The sequence below is a fragment of the Oceanobacillus kapialis genome (genome assembly GCF_044790185.1).
In the GTDB taxonomy this organism is placed as follows: Bacteria; Bacillota; Bacilli; order Bacillales; family Amphibacillaceae; genus Oceanobacillus_B; species Oceanobacillus_B kapialis.
Window position 1 is genome coordinate 1293057 of sequence record NZ_CP085256.1, and the last position, 15109, is coordinate 1308165.

At 36.2% G+C, this 15109-nt stretch carries 17 protein-coding genes; 14 read left to right on the top strand and 3 right to left on the bottom strand.

The window, feature by feature from the left end; genetic code table 11:
• Window positions 1-15: 15 nt before the first annotated feature.
• From LG273_RS06840 to LG273_RS06880, 9 genes are all read left to right on the top strand, one after another.
• A complete protein-coding gene (locus LG273_RS06840; RefSeq protein ID WP_404458825.1) occupies window positions 16-495 on the top strand; it encodes a GNAT family N-acetyltransferase in 480 nt (159 codons plus the stop codon).
• 44 nt (window positions 496-539) lie between these two features.
• Entirely contained in the window at window positions 540-1481 is a 942-nt protein-coding gene (locus LG273_RS06845; RefSeq protein ID WP_404458827.1) for a phosphotransferase enzyme family protein, read from the top strand.
• A 44-nt stretch (window positions 1482-1525) separates the two neighbouring features.
• Window positions 1526-2044 carry a DinB family protein gene (locus LG273_RS06850; protein ID WP_404458829.1) on the top strand — a complete coding sequence of 173 codons (519 nt, stop codon included), beginning with the start codon at window positions 1526-1528 and terminating at the stop codon, window positions 2042-2044.
• A gap of 19 nt (window positions 2045-2063) precedes the next feature.
• Window positions 2064-2525, top strand: a complete 462-nt coding sequence (locus tag LG273_RS06855; RefSeq protein ID WP_379562438.1) for a GNAT family N-acetyltransferase — start codon at window positions 2064-2066, stop codon at window positions 2523-2525.
• 78 nt (window positions 2526-2603) lie between these two features.
• Window positions 2604-3041, top strand: a complete 438-nt coding sequence (locus tag LG273_RS06860; RefSeq protein ID WP_404458831.1) for a VOC family protein — start codon at window positions 2604-2606, stop codon at window positions 3039-3041.
• Window positions 3042-3089: 48 nt separating this feature from the next.
• Window positions 3090-3371, top strand: coding sequence for a hypothetical protein (locus LG273_RS06865; RefSeq protein ID WP_379562436.1), 282 nt, complete (start codon window positions 3090-3092; stop codon window positions 3369-3371).
• Between the two features lie 286 nt (window positions 3372-3657).
• Window positions 3658-4164, top strand: coding sequence for a GNAT family N-acetyltransferase (locus LG273_RS06870; RefSeq protein ID WP_379562485.1), 507 nt, complete (start codon window positions 3658-3660; stop codon window positions 4162-4164).
• Between the two features lie 22 nt (window positions 4165-4186).
• Complete coding sequence (locus LG273_RS06875; protein ID WP_379562435.1) at window positions 4187-4975, top strand: class I SAM-dependent methyltransferase; 789 nt, start codon at window positions 4187-4189, stop codon at window positions 4973-4975.
• A gap of 165 nt (window positions 4976-5140) precedes the next feature.
• Complete coding sequence (locus LG273_RS06880) at window positions 5141-5860, top strand: GntR family transcriptional regulator (RefSeq protein ID WP_379562434.1); 720 nt, start codon at window positions 5141-5143, stop codon at window positions 5858-5860.
• Between the two features lie 53 nt (window positions 5861-5913).
• On the opposite strand, the gene LG273_RS06885 is transcribed toward LG273_RS06880, so the two are convergent.
• Entirely contained in the window at window positions 5914-7569 is a 1656-nt protein-coding gene (locus LG273_RS06885) for an amidohydrolase (RefSeq protein ID WP_404458834.1), read from the bottom strand.
• An 18-nt stretch (window positions 7570-7587) separates the two neighbouring features.
• Complete coding sequence (locus tag LG273_RS06890; RefSeq protein ID WP_404458836.1) at window positions 7588-9033, bottom strand: sodium:solute symporter; 1446 nt, start codon at window positions 9031-9033, stop codon at window positions 7588-7590.
• 253 nt (window positions 9034-9286) lie between these two features.
• Here LG273_RS06890 and LG273_RS06895 point away from each other — a divergent pair, with 253 nt between their 5' ends.
• Together LG273_RS06895 and LG273_RS06900 are read left to right on the top strand one after the other, a co-directional pair.
• Entirely contained in the window at window positions 9287-9799 is a 513-nt protein-coding gene (locus LG273_RS06895) for a GNAT family N-acetyltransferase (RefSeq protein ID WP_404458838.1), read from the top strand.
• A gap of 61 nt (window positions 9800-9860) precedes the next feature.
• Entirely contained in the window at window positions 9861-11099 is a 1239-nt protein-coding gene (locus LG273_RS06900; protein WP_404458840.1) for an MFS transporter, read from the top strand.
• 282 nt (window positions 11100-11381) lie between these two features.
• Here the strand turns inward: LG273_RS06900 and LG273_RS06905 are convergent, their stop codons facing one another.
• Window positions 11382-12506 carry a CAP domain-containing protein gene (locus LG273_RS06905; protein WP_404458842.1) on the bottom strand — a complete coding sequence of 375 codons (1125 nt, stop codon included), beginning with the start codon at window positions 12504-12506 and terminating at the stop codon, window positions 11382-11384.
• 331 nt (window positions 12507-12837) lie between these two features.
• Here LG273_RS06905 and LG273_RS06910 point away from each other — a divergent pair, with 331 nt between their 5' ends.
• The 3 genes from LG273_RS06910 to LG273_RS06920 all read left to right on the top strand — a co-directional run bounded on the left by LG273_RS06910 (window position 12838) and on the right by LG273_RS06920 (window position 14959).
• Window positions 12838-13347, top strand: a complete 510-nt coding sequence (locus LG273_RS06910; protein ID WP_404458844.1) for a DUF3231 family protein — start codon at window positions 12838-12840, stop codon at window positions 13345-13347.
• A 282-nt stretch (window positions 13348-13629) separates the two neighbouring features.
• A complete protein-coding gene (proC, locus tag LG273_RS06915) occupies window positions 13630-14424 on the top strand; it encodes a pyrroline-5-carboxylate reductase (protein ID WP_404458846.1) in 795 nt (264 codons plus the stop codon).
• A 280-nt stretch (window positions 14425-14704) separates the two neighbouring features.
• A complete protein-coding gene (locus tag LG273_RS06920; RefSeq protein WP_404458848.1) occupies window positions 14705-14959 on the top strand; it encodes a hypothetical protein in 255 nt (84 codons plus the stop codon).
• The last annotated feature ends 150 nt before the right edge of the window (window positions 14960-15109 follow it).

The window sequence follows — 15109 nt, forward strand, 5'->3', positions numbered from 1 at the left end:
GAGCCAAAAAGATTTATGTTGACATTGCAAGAGGTTCAAGAATGCCAAGAAGAAGTACTACACAATATGATGCAATTTTATATTTATGAATTTAGTAAATATATTCCTTCGATTAGATTGGATAATAATGGTCTTTATAAGCCATTTAAGTTAGATAATTACTGGAACAATGACACCTTTCATGCGTTTTTCATAAACTTGGACAGTGAATTAATTGGTTTTGTTCTAATGAATAGTGCTACAGAGTCAAACCGAAACACAATACTAGAGTTCTATATTATGGCCAAACATAGCGGAAATGGATTTGGCAAAGAAATTGCTAAAAAAATGTTTACCATGTTTCCTGGGGAGTGGGAAATTACGCAAATAGAAAATAATAAGCCTGCGCGTTCCTTTTGGAAAGGACTAATAAAAGAATTGAGTAACGATAATTTTAAAGAAAACTATAAGGATGGGAAGTATACGCAAACATTCAGTTCTGATAGTTTGAACTAAAATATGGGGTATGTTTAAAAGCTTGATTAAAAGAGGGGAAAAAAATGGAACAAAAAATACTTGGACTACTTAATGAAAAATACGCATTAAAAATACAAAAAGTAGAAGCTGTAACAAATGAAATGTTTCGTTGTATTGCCAATGAAGGTGAGTTTTTTGCACGGGTAACCAATTACAAGAATTACGAGGAGCAACTTGAAGAAGTAAATTATACAAGCTACTTACATAAAAGAGGTTTTGGCGTATCGCCAGTGATAACTTCTATTAATGGTAAGGTAGTAGAAAATATACCAATTGACGGAAGGGAGTTATTAACAGTTCTTTATCAAGCGGCTCCCGGCATCCATTTACCAAGAAAACAATGGGATGCCGATGTATTAAAAGAATTAGGGCGGCAAATAGGAAAATTACACCATCTCTCTAAGCAATATGAAGATAAACACCCGGTAAAATACATTAGAGATTGGCATGAGAACGAGGAATATGCCTTCCATAAATATATTCCAAAAGAAGAAACCACAATTAGGAATATAGCGGAAGAGGTTGTAACAACAATTAAAAAACTTCCAAAAAGTACATTTAATTATGGGTTGCTGCACGGAGACTTATGGTTAGGAAATATATTAGTAGATAAAGACCTGAAATTAACAATGGTCGATTTCCAAGATTGTGAGAAACATTTTTATATTTTTGATTTAGCTGTACCGATTTATAGTGCTGTTGAGTATTCCTTTGTAGGAGGAGGTAACATTTCGGACTATAGACAGCAAATTACCCAAGCAATAATAAAGGGATATCAGGAAGAGAATACACTATCTATAGAAATGATAGACCAGCTTCCTCTGTTTATAAAATTGAAGGAAATATTCGAGTATAGCTTAATGCATATGTATTGGGACCAAGACAAGCTGACGGAAAATGAAATACGGATAATGAATCACTTTAGGATGAGGATTGAGCATGATCATTCCTTTTTAGGTGCTTAATACTGAGTGGATTTTATTCTAAAGAGTAAATTGGAGGTAGCTTGATGATCAATTATCAAATAATCGGGGGTAACAACTATAGTGAAAAAGTAGGTGAGCTTGTATGGATGTTGCAACATTCTAGGGAGATCACTTTAAAAGAAATTTCTGATTTAACACAGAAAGAATTGGATTATTTAACATGTGACAGCGCAAATTCAATAGGTGCACTCCTAGCCCATATCAATTCGATCGAGTATGTGCACCAAGTTATCTCGTTTGAAAGAAGAGATTTGACAAAAGAAGAATATGAAAAATGGGGAAATGCTTTGGTTTTAGGAGATAGAGCGAGAAATAGCATAAAGTTTAATTCTGTGCAATGTTACATAGAAGAATTATCACGCGTTAGGGAGAAGACGCTATTATATTTAAAAGGTGTTCAAGACGCTTGGTTGTTTGAAGAAAATAAGTGGGATAATGGCGTTTTATATAATAATTACTATTTATGGTTTCACGTTATGGAAGATGAAATCAATCACCGGGGCCAGATTAGAGCGATTAAAAGATTGTTAAGAAATAAATAGATGTTTAAGGGGATGTAATATGAAAATAAGCCAAACAAGTGATTATGAATTAATTGCAATATTAAACAAACCTGTCCATGATCTACACTATTCTTTATACCCCAAGCACTTTAAAGAATACGACTATAACTCAGCGAGAGAAGAATTTAGAAAGCTTATCAACAAAGATCATTTTATCTTCCTACTAGTAAAAGATTGCCAGCAAGCAGTTGGTTATGCTTGGCTTGAAATAAGAGAATATCCTGAGAATGCTTTTAAAAAGGCATATAGATCTCTTTATGTCCACCAGTTAAGTATTAATTCCACACATAGAAAAAAAGGGTATGGTACTAAATTAATGAACTACATATACTCCGTGGCAAAAGAAAAAGAGACAGATAGGATAGAGCTAGATTACTGGTTTAATAATAATATTGCTGATGAATTTTATGAAAAGCTGGGGTTTGTTAAATATCGGGAGATTGTATGGCAGTCTTTATGAGAAGTCTATTGTTATTAAAGGTTATTGGAGCTTCCATGTAGAAAGAATATATAGCAAAACTGATAAGGGGGTTAGAACGTGAATAGGGTAAACTTAATTACACTTGGTACAAAGGATATTATAAAGGCGCTTAATTTTTTCCAGGAGCTAGGTTTTGATACAGCAATTCGCGGACCTGAAACCAATCCAGCTATTATTTTCTTTAGGAATGAAGGTTCAAGGATTGCCTTATATCCACTAGAGGAGCTTGCAAAGGATATAAATAGTGAGAATCCGCCAACAACACCTGAAGGCTTTCCTGGGATTACCTTGGCATATAATGCGAAATCAAAAGAAGAAGTTGATAATGTCTTACAAAAGGCAAGATTAGTAGGGGCCAAAATTGTAAAAGAGCCTATAGCAACCGACTGGGGCGGATATGGAGGATACTTTACGGATCTTGATGGCTACTATTGGGAAGTTGCATATGGAGAAGACTGGGAGTTTGATGAGGCCAATATGTTGGTAATAGATTAGGTCTTTAATAGTTTTAATTTGGCCTAAAAGCAGCGGGAGGGGCATAACGTGGGAACTCGTCACATCATAACATTGTCTAACCTTTTGTTGAGCGGTACCTTAGCTCTTTTGATTACTTTATTTTTTGTAGGAGGTGCCATTCTAAACACTAAAGCTGACTTGGGGTTAGAACCTGAGTATTTTGTAATACTTTTCATTTGGGGGATTGGCGCCACATTTGGTTTTTTACAGTTCTTAAAAAATTTAGTAAGATATTTTGTTTTGTCGCTTTTCACTACTTGGGCGTCAATTCCTTTAGGGGTCTACTTAGGTTATATAATGGCAAAGTAAAAAAAGGGAGAGAGGATATACTTTTATCACTGTTAGGAATCTCTGTTACTTTATTCGGAATAGCACTTATTTTAACTACAAACAATTCGTCCACAGTGGGGCTATTTGTTTCACTAAGTGGGGTGCTCGTTTGTCTTGTTTCCTTTATGTTAGAAGAAGCTAGGAAGATGAAGGGCGAGTTGAAATAAATACGTCACTTTACTGGGCACTCTATTCCTTTACAACTAAAACGTACCTATTATTTCCGTATTTATATGCTTTGTGAATAGGAGGTTAATTAATGATAATGATTCGAATTGCCGAAGAAGAAGATGCACCCGCATTAATACATATAAAAAAAGAAATTATCCTTTCACAAAAGACAACAAAATTCTTTATATCTTCTTCAGGTGAGCTACCGGATAACCCTAATGTAGAAATAGAAAAAATACGTAAGAGCCAGGAGAAAAATAACTTGTATATTGTTGCGGAGTTTAATAGTAACATAGTTGGTTTCTTAATTTTTAATCGGTACGTACCTTCTCGTCTGCAACATACAGGATCACTGGGCATGGGAATTGTAGATGAATATACCAACCAAGGTATTGGCACAAAGCTCCTTGAGCGCCTGATTGACTGGGCTAGAAAAGAGAATAACATAGAAAAGATTTGTCTAGGTGTGACGTCACTTAACAAAAGGGCTATTCATGTATACAAGTGTATGGGATTTAAAGAAGAGGGTAAACAAATTAACCAAATAAAATATGAAGATGGCACGTACAGTGATGATATTTTAATGGCTTATTATATTTAGTTAAAAGAAAGGGGTAATAAGGTTGAGGGAATGGAAGGAACTTATAGAAGATTCCCAGGCGAGATGGGAAACAAATGCTGGAAATTGGGATGACTACATGGGAGGGGAGAGTAACCGATTTCACCGCGAGTTAATAAGACCATACACAGAAAAATTGTTAGCTTTAAAAAAGGGACAAACCATATTAGATATTGCATGTGGGAATGGAAATTTCTCACGAAGACTGGCGGAACTAGGTGCAAAAGTAGTTGCGTTCGATTATAGTGCTACGATGATTGAACGAGCAAAAAAGCGGTCTAAAGAATATCTGAATCAAATTGATTATAAAGTGATAGATGCCACTAGCTTGGACGAATTGAGTGCAGTCGCTAAATTGCAATATGACAGTGCCGTAGCAAATATGGCATTAATGGACATTGCGGACATTATTCCATTAATAAAGACATTATATCAGGTATTAAAGCCAGACGGGACATTTGTATTCTCGATTACGCACCCTTGTTTTCAAACCCCTGGTGTTAAACAAATAAATGAGTCAGAAGATGTTGATGGGAAAATTGTTACGAGAAATAGCATTCAAACTTTTAAATATCTCAAACCTGAGGCTTATGAAGCAATTGGAATAAAGGGTCAGAATGTTCCCCACTATATGTTTCATAGACCACTAAATGCGTATATAAAGTTATTTTCTGAGCTAGGCTTCGTGTTGGATGGCCTGGAAGAACCAAGTTTCCAAGAAGAAACAGGTGCTACCAAATTTGATTGGTATGAGATCCCGCCTGTTGCTATTTTTCGATTTAGGAGGTTATGAGGGAAATCTATTAATGGTGTTTATAATACATATCAGATAATACGGCTTGCTTCTCTCAGGCTTTAATGGTATTAATGATTAAAATTAGACTATTTAATGATTTTAGATCTTTTTCAATCTCCAAGTCTACAAAATTACCATACTAAAGCGTTGGGGGAACTTTCGATGTCTCTTAATTATACAAATTCCATACCTCTGCATAATCAATTAAGAGAGGCTATAAAAAAGAAAATATTTGACGGAAAATATACTAAAAAAATTCCAAGTGAAAGAGAGCTAATGGATGAATATTATGTAAGTAGAAGCACGGTGCGACAAAGTATTAATCAACTAGTTAATGAAGGAATCCTTGAAAAAAGACCTGGAAAGGGTACCTTTGTAGTTTTAAGACCTGTAAATGATTGGTTAGGAAATTTAAGTAGCACGAACGAAATAATAGAACGAATGGGTATGATCCCCGATACAAAATTACTAAAGGCAGAGATAATTGTGTTAGATGATTTTACCAAAGAAATAACAGGTTTAAGTAAAGCTTACCATTTTAAGCGGCTTAAATATGCAAACAATATCCCTTTAGGTATCGAGCGACATTATTACCCAATAGAATTAGGTAGAAATTTAAGTAAGTATGATTTAAATACAGAAGCATTTTATGACTTATTAGAGCGAGAACTAGGTGGAAAGACTTTCGAAGCTGAGCAAATTATTAAATCGGTTAAAATTTCAAAAGAGGATGCTGCGTTATTAAATATTCCTAATAACTCTCATGTGTTAAATGCTAATAGAGTTATTACGGATATAAATGGAAAGTTTGTAGAATTTGAAAATGCTTATTATAGGTCTGATATGTATTCCTTTAAAATTAAATTATCCAGAAAGCAATAAGTACATAAAACTGCCACCACCGGAAAAGGCAGCAGTTTTATGTCTTACTCATGCTAACTCAATACTAAAGATTTATTTCCATAAACAATTTTTCCGTTAATGATTGTTGACTTTATTTTTATATCTTTGATTTCTATAGGGTCAACAGTTGTAGGGTCTGCTTCAAGTATTGTGAAATCTGCTAGTTTACCAACTTCGATACTCCCAAGGTTTTCGCTATCAAAAATAAGTTCCGCACCGTATATTGTCATCGCTTTTAGTGCGGTGATAACGTCTATTTTTTGCTCGGGTCCAAGTATTTCACCGTTCCTAGTAATCCGGTTCACTGCAGCCCATACCGAGAATAAAGGTGAAATAGGTGTGATTGGGCAATCAGAATGCAAGGTAAATAATAAGTTATGTTGCACAGCTTCTGCTAGCGGACTGATTCGTTTAGCTCTTTCTGGTCCAAGGAAGATATTCTTATGCCTGTCACCCCAATAATACACGTGGTTAATAAAGAATGAACCAGCTACATCAAGAGTTGCCATCTTTTCTAAATCGCCCGGGGTTGCTGCTTGGACATGTTCAATTCGATGTTTGTGGTTTTCCCTTGGATGTTTAGATAGAGCATATTCATAGGCATCTAAAATAGACCCTATTGCCCTGTCTCCATTTCCGTGGGTGGTAATGCGGAATCCACGTCGATGCAAGTCGAGGACTTCTTCTTGAAAGGATTCCTGATCATGAATTAAATCCCCTTTTAAACCTGGGTTCTTATAATAGTCTTCCCTTAATGCTCCTGTTAGTCCTTGAATAGAACCATCCTGAAACATTTTTGCACTATCAAGCTTAGCTAGCCCATTAGAGTTATCCATTATCTCTTTATTGAGCTCCTCTGGAGTATAGGCGCCAAATACTTCTCCATTTCTAAAGAGATTGTGCATAATCATTAATTGTGTTCTCATAGAATTTTTATTTGTTTTGGCTGCTTTAAGATGGACTTCTAACTCCTGCCTATTTCTTACAGCCGCATCACTGTTTGTCGTAATCCCATGAGATATATACTCATATGCTGCTTTTTCTAGATTAATAACCATTTCGTCTACCGTTTTTTGTGGGATAATCTGTTGAATAACTTGCATAGCTTCATGCTCATAGAGAACACCATTTAGTTTTCCATTATCATCTCTTCCAAAATGGCCTGATGGAGGGTCATCAGTATGAACATTTAAACCAGCTAATTCCATTGCGACTGAATTTGCTACAGCTAAATGTCCAGATATATGTTTGATAAACACTGGGTTATTTGGTGAAACCTCGTCCAAATCATGTCTCGTTGGATGTCTTTGATCCTCTAAAAGGGTGTCATCATATCCATACCCTTGCACCCAGTCTCCGTCAGACAGATTATTAGTTGCATTAGAAATTGCAGATTTAATGTCTTTGATAGTTTTGTTTGGTGGGGTGCTACAATCAACCCAATCCCGCATTAATCCGTGCGTTAAGATGTGGTTATGCGTATCAATGAAACCGGGTAATAGAGTATCTCCCTTAAGGTCTATTACTGTTGTATTGGATGAAATTTCAACCGTTTCCTTTGGTGGTTCTGGTTCTGACCAGATTCCAATAATCCTACCATCTGAAACTGCTACCGAACCGGCAATAGTATTATTTTTATCAAGTGTTAGGACGTTCCCATTTTTAAATAATAAATCAACGTTAGTCATTTAAATCCTCCTCCAAGATTATAGTGCTTTACTTTCTTGTTCAGGTGTTTCTTTTACATGTTTCATAGAAAAGAAGTATGCCTTCACTTGCTCGTCAGATGAATGCTTTGTAAGCAGGCTAACTACTACTAAAATGGTAAAGGAAGCCAACATGCCAGGTATAATTTCATGCAATCCAAATGGTTTTCTTAATAGACTCCATGCAACTGCTACAACTAACGATCCTATTACACTTGCAATCATTCCAGCTTTCGTAGCTCTCTTCCAAAACATAGCAGCTAGAACTGGTACAACCATTGTAATGGCCGATAAAGAAAGAGCATATGTGTAGATTGCTATAATATCTGTAATTAGTAGAGCTACAAGAAGCCCCCCTAAAGCCATAGCACCGACAGAGATTCTAGATACATTTAGTACCTTTTGGCTACTAGCATTTGGAGAAATCCATCCTTGGTAAATATCCTTTGATATATTCATGGCACCGCTTAATAAGAAAGAGGTTGCGCCAGTCAATACAGCTGCAAACAAAGATACCATGAAAAATCCACCAATAGATGGAGGGAAAATCTCGGTTAGAAACGCTGTGTAAACAAGGTCAGGATCTGTATTAGCGGGAAGAGCTTGTCTTGCCAAAATCCCTATTCCTATAGCAAAAACACCTACTAAAGCTGTCAATATAAAACCTGTGGTAACAGCGGATTTTGCTATTTTTTCATTCTTTGCAGCTGCTATGCGCTGCCATGACGTTTGCCATACCAAATAAAACGGTCCGAAAATAATTAGGTAATTAATCAATTCCGTACTGCCAAGTCCAAAGATATCAAATAGCTCAGGTGGTGTGTTATTAGCGACAGCTTCTGTACCACCAACGTAGTTTAGCCCTAAAATAAACATCAAAATTAGTCCAGCTAATATTAAAACTGATTGGACCGCATCTGTCCAAGCCACACTTGGAAGGCCACCCATTAAAGTGAAAAGAACAGAAATCCCAAAACCTAGCAGCATTGCAGAGGTAACAGAAATATCAATAATGGTCGTTAAGATAGAGCCCATCCCAACGATTTGCATTCCAAATGTAGGTGTCATGTAAAGAATACTAATAATTAAAGCTGGGATAAGACCGGATGCTTTACCGAAACGACGCACAAATAAATCCGGTAGGGTATATAATTTTAATTTGCGAATCGTAGAGCCTAACAATAGTGCTAATAAAATGGAAAACCCCGCGACTGGTAGTTTTGTCAAGAACCAGGAGATCCCAATCTCAAAACCTTTCCCAGCAGAGCCGATGACAGCAGCTGATCCTAGTGATGTTGCAATTATACTTCCACATATCGGAAAAAAACCTAAGCTGAAATTCGCCATAGTGTAATCGTCAGCTGTCTTAATTTTACGAGAATAATAAACGCCGACCCCTAAAATCGTAACGAGAAACCCAATAATCCAAACTAGATACCAATTCATGTTTTACACCTCTTGTATGTATTGTTTGTTTACTTTACTAATCTAGCAGAAATGCATAATAGTTCTGATAATAATTAATTTAAAGGACCCATTTATAAAAATACAAGGTTGTCATAACGTTCGTACCAGTTAATAAAAACGATGCGTAGACCTTGCGTGAGGGATAATTTCCGGGATTTCTTCTCACAAAGCTGAAATAGATAAAAAACTCTGTTAATATTTGAATTAATACAATTATAGAAAGGTGTTATAAATGACAGACAATTTACATATTCAACCATTGGAAAAAGAGGACTTAGAGTTCTTACATAACATGAGAACAAATCCAGATGTAATGGATTATTGGTTTTCCGAACCTTATACAAATATGGAAAAATTAAAGAAAAATTTTGAGCAACAAAAAGAAAATGAGTCCATTAGGCAATTTATGCTTTATCATGGGCAAGAAAAAATTGGTTATTTAGGACTTTATGGTATTATTCAGCGACATCGAATTGCACAGTTTGCTATCATGATCCACCCAGATCACCAGGGGAAGGGCTATGCTGCTGATGCTACGAAATTAGTGGTGGATTATTGCTTTAATCAACTAAATATACATAAGTTATCTTTAAATGTCATCAAGGTTAATGAAAAAGCAATCCACATATATCGAAAGGTTGGTTTTGAAGTGGAAGGGGAGCTGAAAAAGCAATATTTTGTTAATGGCAGTTACCATGACGCATATGTGATGAGTTTATTTCGAGAGGATTATGTTGCCAGGTAATAATATGAAAAACATAGATTTTTTCAAGTAAGCATTTGATTCGCTTTTAAGGAGCTTCGTTATGAAGTTACAATTAATTAATAAGAACTTTAGTTTTTTGTGGTTTTCAGATTTGCTTTCAGTTCTGAATGGTCGATTTAGAGAGCTAGTTATCCCCCTTATTGTGTTAGGGTTAACTAGCTCACCACTTACAACAACTCTTGTGTTATTATCCCAGCAGTTAGGTACGATCTTATTTGCAATTCCAATAGGAACTATTGTAGAGACCCGAAATAAAGTTAAGATAGCTACCATATGTAACTTGCTTTATGCTGTTTGTATTTTTCTACTTACATTCTTAATAACGATAGAGCAATTTAACTCAGCTATTATTGCGCTACTATTATTTATAATGGGGCTGGTGGCATTAGTTAGTAGAACAGCATTCTCGACAATGCTTCCTGCCGTAGCTGGTAGGGACAAGCTAACAGAAGCACATACAAGTTTAGAGGCGGCCGATGCATTTAGTACGCTCTTAGGACCTGTTCTTGGCGGCTTGCTGTTAGCTTTTTTAGGGGAAAGTGTGACATTATTTGTCTGTGGAATGTTATCAATTGGTTCAATGGTGTTTATTACAAAAGTTAATTACAGGGAAAAATTCATCTATAATAAAGGGGCTCGAATTGATACCAAGAGCAAGAGATTTATTAATCAGGCAAAAGATGGAGTAAAACATCTTTTCTCAAATCCCTTTCAAAAAATAAGTATATTAGTTATGTGTAGTTTAAGCTTTTCAACGGTATTTGTAGTGTTAACAGTTATATTTCATGCAAGGGTTACATTAAACCTGTCTGAGGAGCTTATAGGCATCATCTTATCTTGCGCAGGGGCAGGTAATATCATAGGTATCCTTATAATGAAATGGTTCAAAGAAGTTAATTGGCTATTGTTTCTTACTGTACTATTAATCGTCTCATCATTTGGAGTTCTTCTTATTGGATTATTCAATAATTATCTAGTCTTGTGTATAGGCATGCTGATTTTTGATGGTGCTCTTTCAATGGCATTTGTGGTACAAGCGTCTGTACATCAAGGAGTGACGCCAGATGGATTACTATCCAGAGTTAGAAGTGCTACATACGTTATCAGTGGGATGTTTTCTGCTATTGGTACTTTATTAGCGGGAGTTATTCCTGAATATTGGTCGTCACAGGTTGGTTTGTTAATAGGGTTCTTATGTTTAGCAATTCCAGGTGTTTATATCATTAGATTTCGACAGGTAAGTGGAAAATTAAATAAAATTACCCAAGTACCAAATTAAAGAATTTAGGTGAGAAGATGCTTATAAGTGACAAAAATTTACGATTAAGACCGGTAAGGCTCCCAGAGGATATATTTATTGGACTACCATGGTATCAAGATAAAGTTGTGCTACATTTTTCAGAAGGTGAGGGTACGCTTCCAGTCGTGATGGAAACGGTAGGGAATATAGCAGTTTTAAACTTATCTTATAATATTTTGAACGGTTTAAAATTGAAGGTATCAAAAAAGAGATTCATCTTCGAATAGGCCATCAAGATGAATCTCTTTTTTGTTGAAGTTTTTATTCCGTCACAAAATTCTCCGTATAATAGGGCCTTGCCTTTTCGCCAAACGAAACACCGACGGCTAAGGTTTCGAAACTTCCTTGTAAGATGTTTTCCCTATGCCCAAGTGAATTCATCAGGCCTTCATGTGCAAAAATACTGCTAGGCTGACCGGTAGCAAGGTTTTCTCCAGCTGTTCGATAAGCGATATTATCTTCCGTCATGCGGTCGAAGGGTGATTGACCATCTAAGTTTGTATGGCTAAAATAATTGTTTTCTGCCATATCCGTGCTGTGCTCCCGAGCAGTTCCTTGTAATGGCTCGTTCCACTCTAAGACAGGAAGACCATGTACTACTCTTGTAGCATTTGTAAGATCAAACAGTTGATATTCTAACCCCTCTTTTAACCCATTTCCTGGATCAGCAAAATAAGCATCTTTTTGTTGTTCAAGCCCCTCTTGAATAATTTGTATGGCGGTTACCGTATTATTTTCATGCTTATCATAAAAGAAGGTAACATAATTATTCGCAATAAGAAAAGTGTCGTATTCCTCATCATTTTGTATTTGGTAATTCACTAAACCTTTACGAATGGCTTTAAGAGGTTCACCGAATGAATTTAATACATCTTCTCTAGAACTGTTTATGGTAATGCCGTCTTCTGAGGACAATAGATCTTGATTGGTATATAAACCTGCAACATTACCGTCCTCGTTATAGGCAGCCATGAAAAAGTTATGGTAATTCTTATGATAGGTCACCCAGTTGACCCCGTATTCATTCGCGGATGATCGTTGGGGTTCACCAATTTCTTCTTCAACCTTAGTCCGTTTCTCACCAATTTCCACATTGTGAATGGAAAACGATTGTTCTTCTGGAGCTTCTAAGGTTGGTTTTTCTACATCAGGATCAGTTGGCTGGGACTCTTCTCCAATGTTTAAATTATCTATTAGGTTTTGAATTTCCTCGGTTATTGTATTTAGGGTGGCATTTACTGCTGGATTCTGTTTAATATCTTGGACGTCAGCTGAGACCTCTTCATACACACCAGAGAAGCCAGAATTTTTGAAGGCATCACCATAAAAATGCCAAGCCCCCCAAGCTATAAGAAATAATATAATGATATTTATTAATTTAGACATATTGTTCACACCCTGCATAATTTCTATTAATGTTTCTATCAAGTAACAACAGTATGAACAGTTGTGATAAATAATAGAACATGTTGTACACACTTCTGAAAAAACTTATTAGTAAATTCCCGATAATTTTGGAGTTAAAGCCAAGCTTTTGAATACTAGAATAATGAAGGCTAGAAGACTTGGAAAGAAAATGAGATATTTCTTGCAATAGAGAGGGGGAAAAACGAAGTAGAAGTTGCTGAAATAAATGGATAATATTACTCACATCATAACACAATATAAATGTGCAGAGAAGAAGGATGGCACGAAATGAATTTTATGGGAGGTTAAAATGGGAATTTTAAGCGGAAATCCACAGGAAGAACCATTGCACTATGGTGAAGTATTTAGTCTATGGGAATTTGTAATGGTATGTAACAAAACAATCGCAGATCATCAAATGCTGTTAAATCATGTAGGCGACGGTGACTTGAAGAAACTCCTTAAAGAGGCAATTGAGCAAGCTCAGCAGGAGGTAAAGCAAGTTTCTGAAGTACTTAAACACAATGGGGTAGGGCTCCCACCTGCTGCTCCAGAACCACCACGGGTAGAATTAGATGACATTCCAGTTGGAGCACGTTTTCAAGACGCAGATGTTGCATCAGCAGCTTCTGCAAAAGTGGCAGCTGGACTTATAGCATGCAGTCAAATCATGGGTATGTCCATACGTGAAGACATTCCTATGATGTTTGGGCAATTTCACATGAACAAAGCAACATTAGCTGGTAAGTTTTTAAAACTTACGAAGGAAAAAGGGTGGCTCGTACCGCCACCACTTCACCATTCTTCAAAAGAAGACTAAATTATTTCGCCTTAACTGGCAGTAAGCCCCCATTTCAGAAGGCGGGAAAATCAAGCATTTTAGGTGGAGGTTCAACTGCCAATTAAGGTCCGATTCGTTCAACTAACGTTTGGCGGGGGGAAGGGAAACCACGCGCCAAATGAAGTTTCACTTAATATAGTTAAAGGTCTTTACGTTATTGTAAGGGCCTTTCTTCTGTTTTTTCAGCGTCGTCCGTTTGCTCATAAATAGACCCTATACTAAAATGTATAAGGACGACATGAATACGGAGAGGATTTTAATATGGATACTAAGATTGGCTTCATTGGTAGTGGTAAAATGGCAGAAGCTATTATTGGAGGAATGGTAAAAGCAGGTTATCAGCCAGATCAGATTTTTGCTTCAAATCGGGGATGGGATAAATTAATACGATTAAAGGAAATCTATCACATTCAAACTTTGGAAAGTAATCAAGAGGTTGCCGAGTTGTGTGATATAGTCTTCCTATCTGTAACACCTGATAAATATCCACTTGTTATTGAGGAAATCAGGGACGTCATCCAGGATGATTCAATTGTTATTTTAATTGGTGGTGGTGAAGGACTTGCTGAAAATGAAGAGAGATTTGGAAGGAAAGTAAAGTTAGTTAAAGCAATGCCAAATACCCCAGTGCTTGTTGGGGAAGGGATAACTAGTATTAGTTTTAATTCTTTTATAAATGAAAACGAGAAACAGAGAGTGGTTTCACTATTTAATCGAATTGGAAAAGCTGAAGTGATTGAAGAGAGACTGATGGATACAGCGAGCGCTGTTGGTGGTTCATCTCCGGCATTTATGTATATGTACATAGAAGCATTAGCTGACGCTGCTGTATTATATGGAATGGAGAGAGAACAGGCATATAACGTTGCTGCCCAGGCTGCATTAGGTGCTGCAAAAATGGTGTTGGAAACTGGAGAACATCCAGCTAAATTAAAGGATGATGTATGTTCACCAGATGGTACAACGATACAGTCTGTAGCAGCTTTAGAAACAAATGGTTTCCGGGATGCTATCATACAGGCAGTGCGGGCGAATATGGAAAAGATGGGTTATTAAAAATTTAACATTCGCTTTAACCAATTTATGGTATGCTTTATGAAAAGGGTCTATTGGAGGGTTGGTGGCAGAGATGGAATATTGTTATCACGGAAATTCAAAAGTATTAGGGTTCTTGGCAATAGTACTTTTTACCCCTTTATTCGTGAGGTTAGGGAGGTTAGATTTCTCTGCGTGGGGATGGGAAGAATATTCTCAGGTTTTTATAGTCATATTACTAATCGCATTAGCATTTATCCGTTATTCCTGCCACATAAAAGAAAATTCCATTACTTACCACATGACTTGGAAGGGCTTGACATTATACAAAAAGCAAGTGACACCAAACCAGATAAGCCAAATAAAATATAAACGATATGGCTGGGCAAGAAAAGGTGCTGTTATTTACACTCACACTGGTTTTAATATCCGGCTTGTGGATTTTACCCCAGTGAAAATCTATGAAGAATTGGATGATTTTGCAATAAAGCACCATATTGATCAGGAAAAATCAAAGGATTATCAATTACTTGAGAAGCTAGGATGGCAAGAATAAGTAAAGGTAAGAAATATAAGGACAATTAGGACCTATGTCAATACATAAGGTTCTTTTTTTTGGGACTTTTGAACGTTTTTTCTTCCTTTACAACAATTTCACATAAAATACATTTGTCATTAATATTCGAAATTTATAATTAAATGGACT

Excerpts from the sequence above, each read along its gene's own strand:
- LG273_RS06840 (WP_404458825.1), top strand. The coding sequence starts at position 16 with ATGTTGACATTGCAAGAGGTTCAAGAATGCCAAGAAGAAGTACTACAC.
- LG273_RS06855 (WP_379562438.1), top strand. The coding sequence starts at position 2,064 with ATGAAAATAAGCCAAACAAGTGATTATGAATTAATTGCAATATTAAAC.
- LG273_RS06850 (WP_404458829.1), top strand. The coding sequence starts at position 1,526 with ATGATCAATTATCAAATAATCGGGGGTAACAACTATAGTGAAAAAGTA.
- LG273_RS06910 (WP_404458844.1), top strand. The coding sequence starts at position 12,838 with ATGGGAATTTTAAGCGGAAATCCACAGGAAGAACCATTGCACTATGGT.
- LG273_RS06845 (WP_404458827.1), top strand. The coding sequence starts at position 540 with ATGGAACAAAAAATACTTGGACTACTTAATGAAAAATACGCATTAAAA.
- LG273_RS06905 (WP_404458842.1), bottom strand. The coding sequence starts at position 12,506 with ATGTCTAAATTAATAAATATCATTATATTATTTCTTATAGCTTGGGGG.
- LG273_RS06870 (WP_379562485.1), top strand. The coding sequence starts at position 3,658 with ATGATTCGAATTGCCGAAGAAGAAGATGCACCCGCATTAATACATATA.
- LG273_RS06900 (WP_404458840.1), top strand. The coding sequence starts at position 9,861 with ATGAAGTTACAATTAATTAATAAGAACTTTAGTTTTTTGTGGTTTTCA.
- LG273_RS06920 (WP_404458848.1), top strand. The coding sequence starts at position 14,705 with ATGACTTGGAAGGGCTTGACATTATACAAAAAGCAAGTGACACCAAAC.
- LG273_RS06880 (WP_379562434.1), top strand. The coding sequence starts at position 5,141 with ATGTCTCTTAATTATACAAATTCCATACCTCTGCATAATCAATTAAGA.
- LG273_RS06895 (WP_404458838.1), top strand. The coding sequence starts at position 9,287 with ATGACAGACAATTTACATATTCAACCATTGGAAAAAGAGGACTTAGAG.
- LG273_RS06890 (WP_404458836.1), bottom strand. The coding sequence starts at position 9,033 with ATGAATTGGTATCTAGTTTGGATTATTGGGTTTCTCGTTACGATTTTA.
- proC (WP_404458846.1), top strand. The coding sequence starts at position 13,630 with ATGGATACTAAGATTGGCTTCATTGGTAGTGGTAAAATGGCAGAAGCT.
- LG273_RS06885 (WP_404458834.1), bottom strand. The coding sequence starts at position 7,569 with ATGACTAACGTTGATTTATTATTTAAAAATGGGAACGTCCTAACACTT.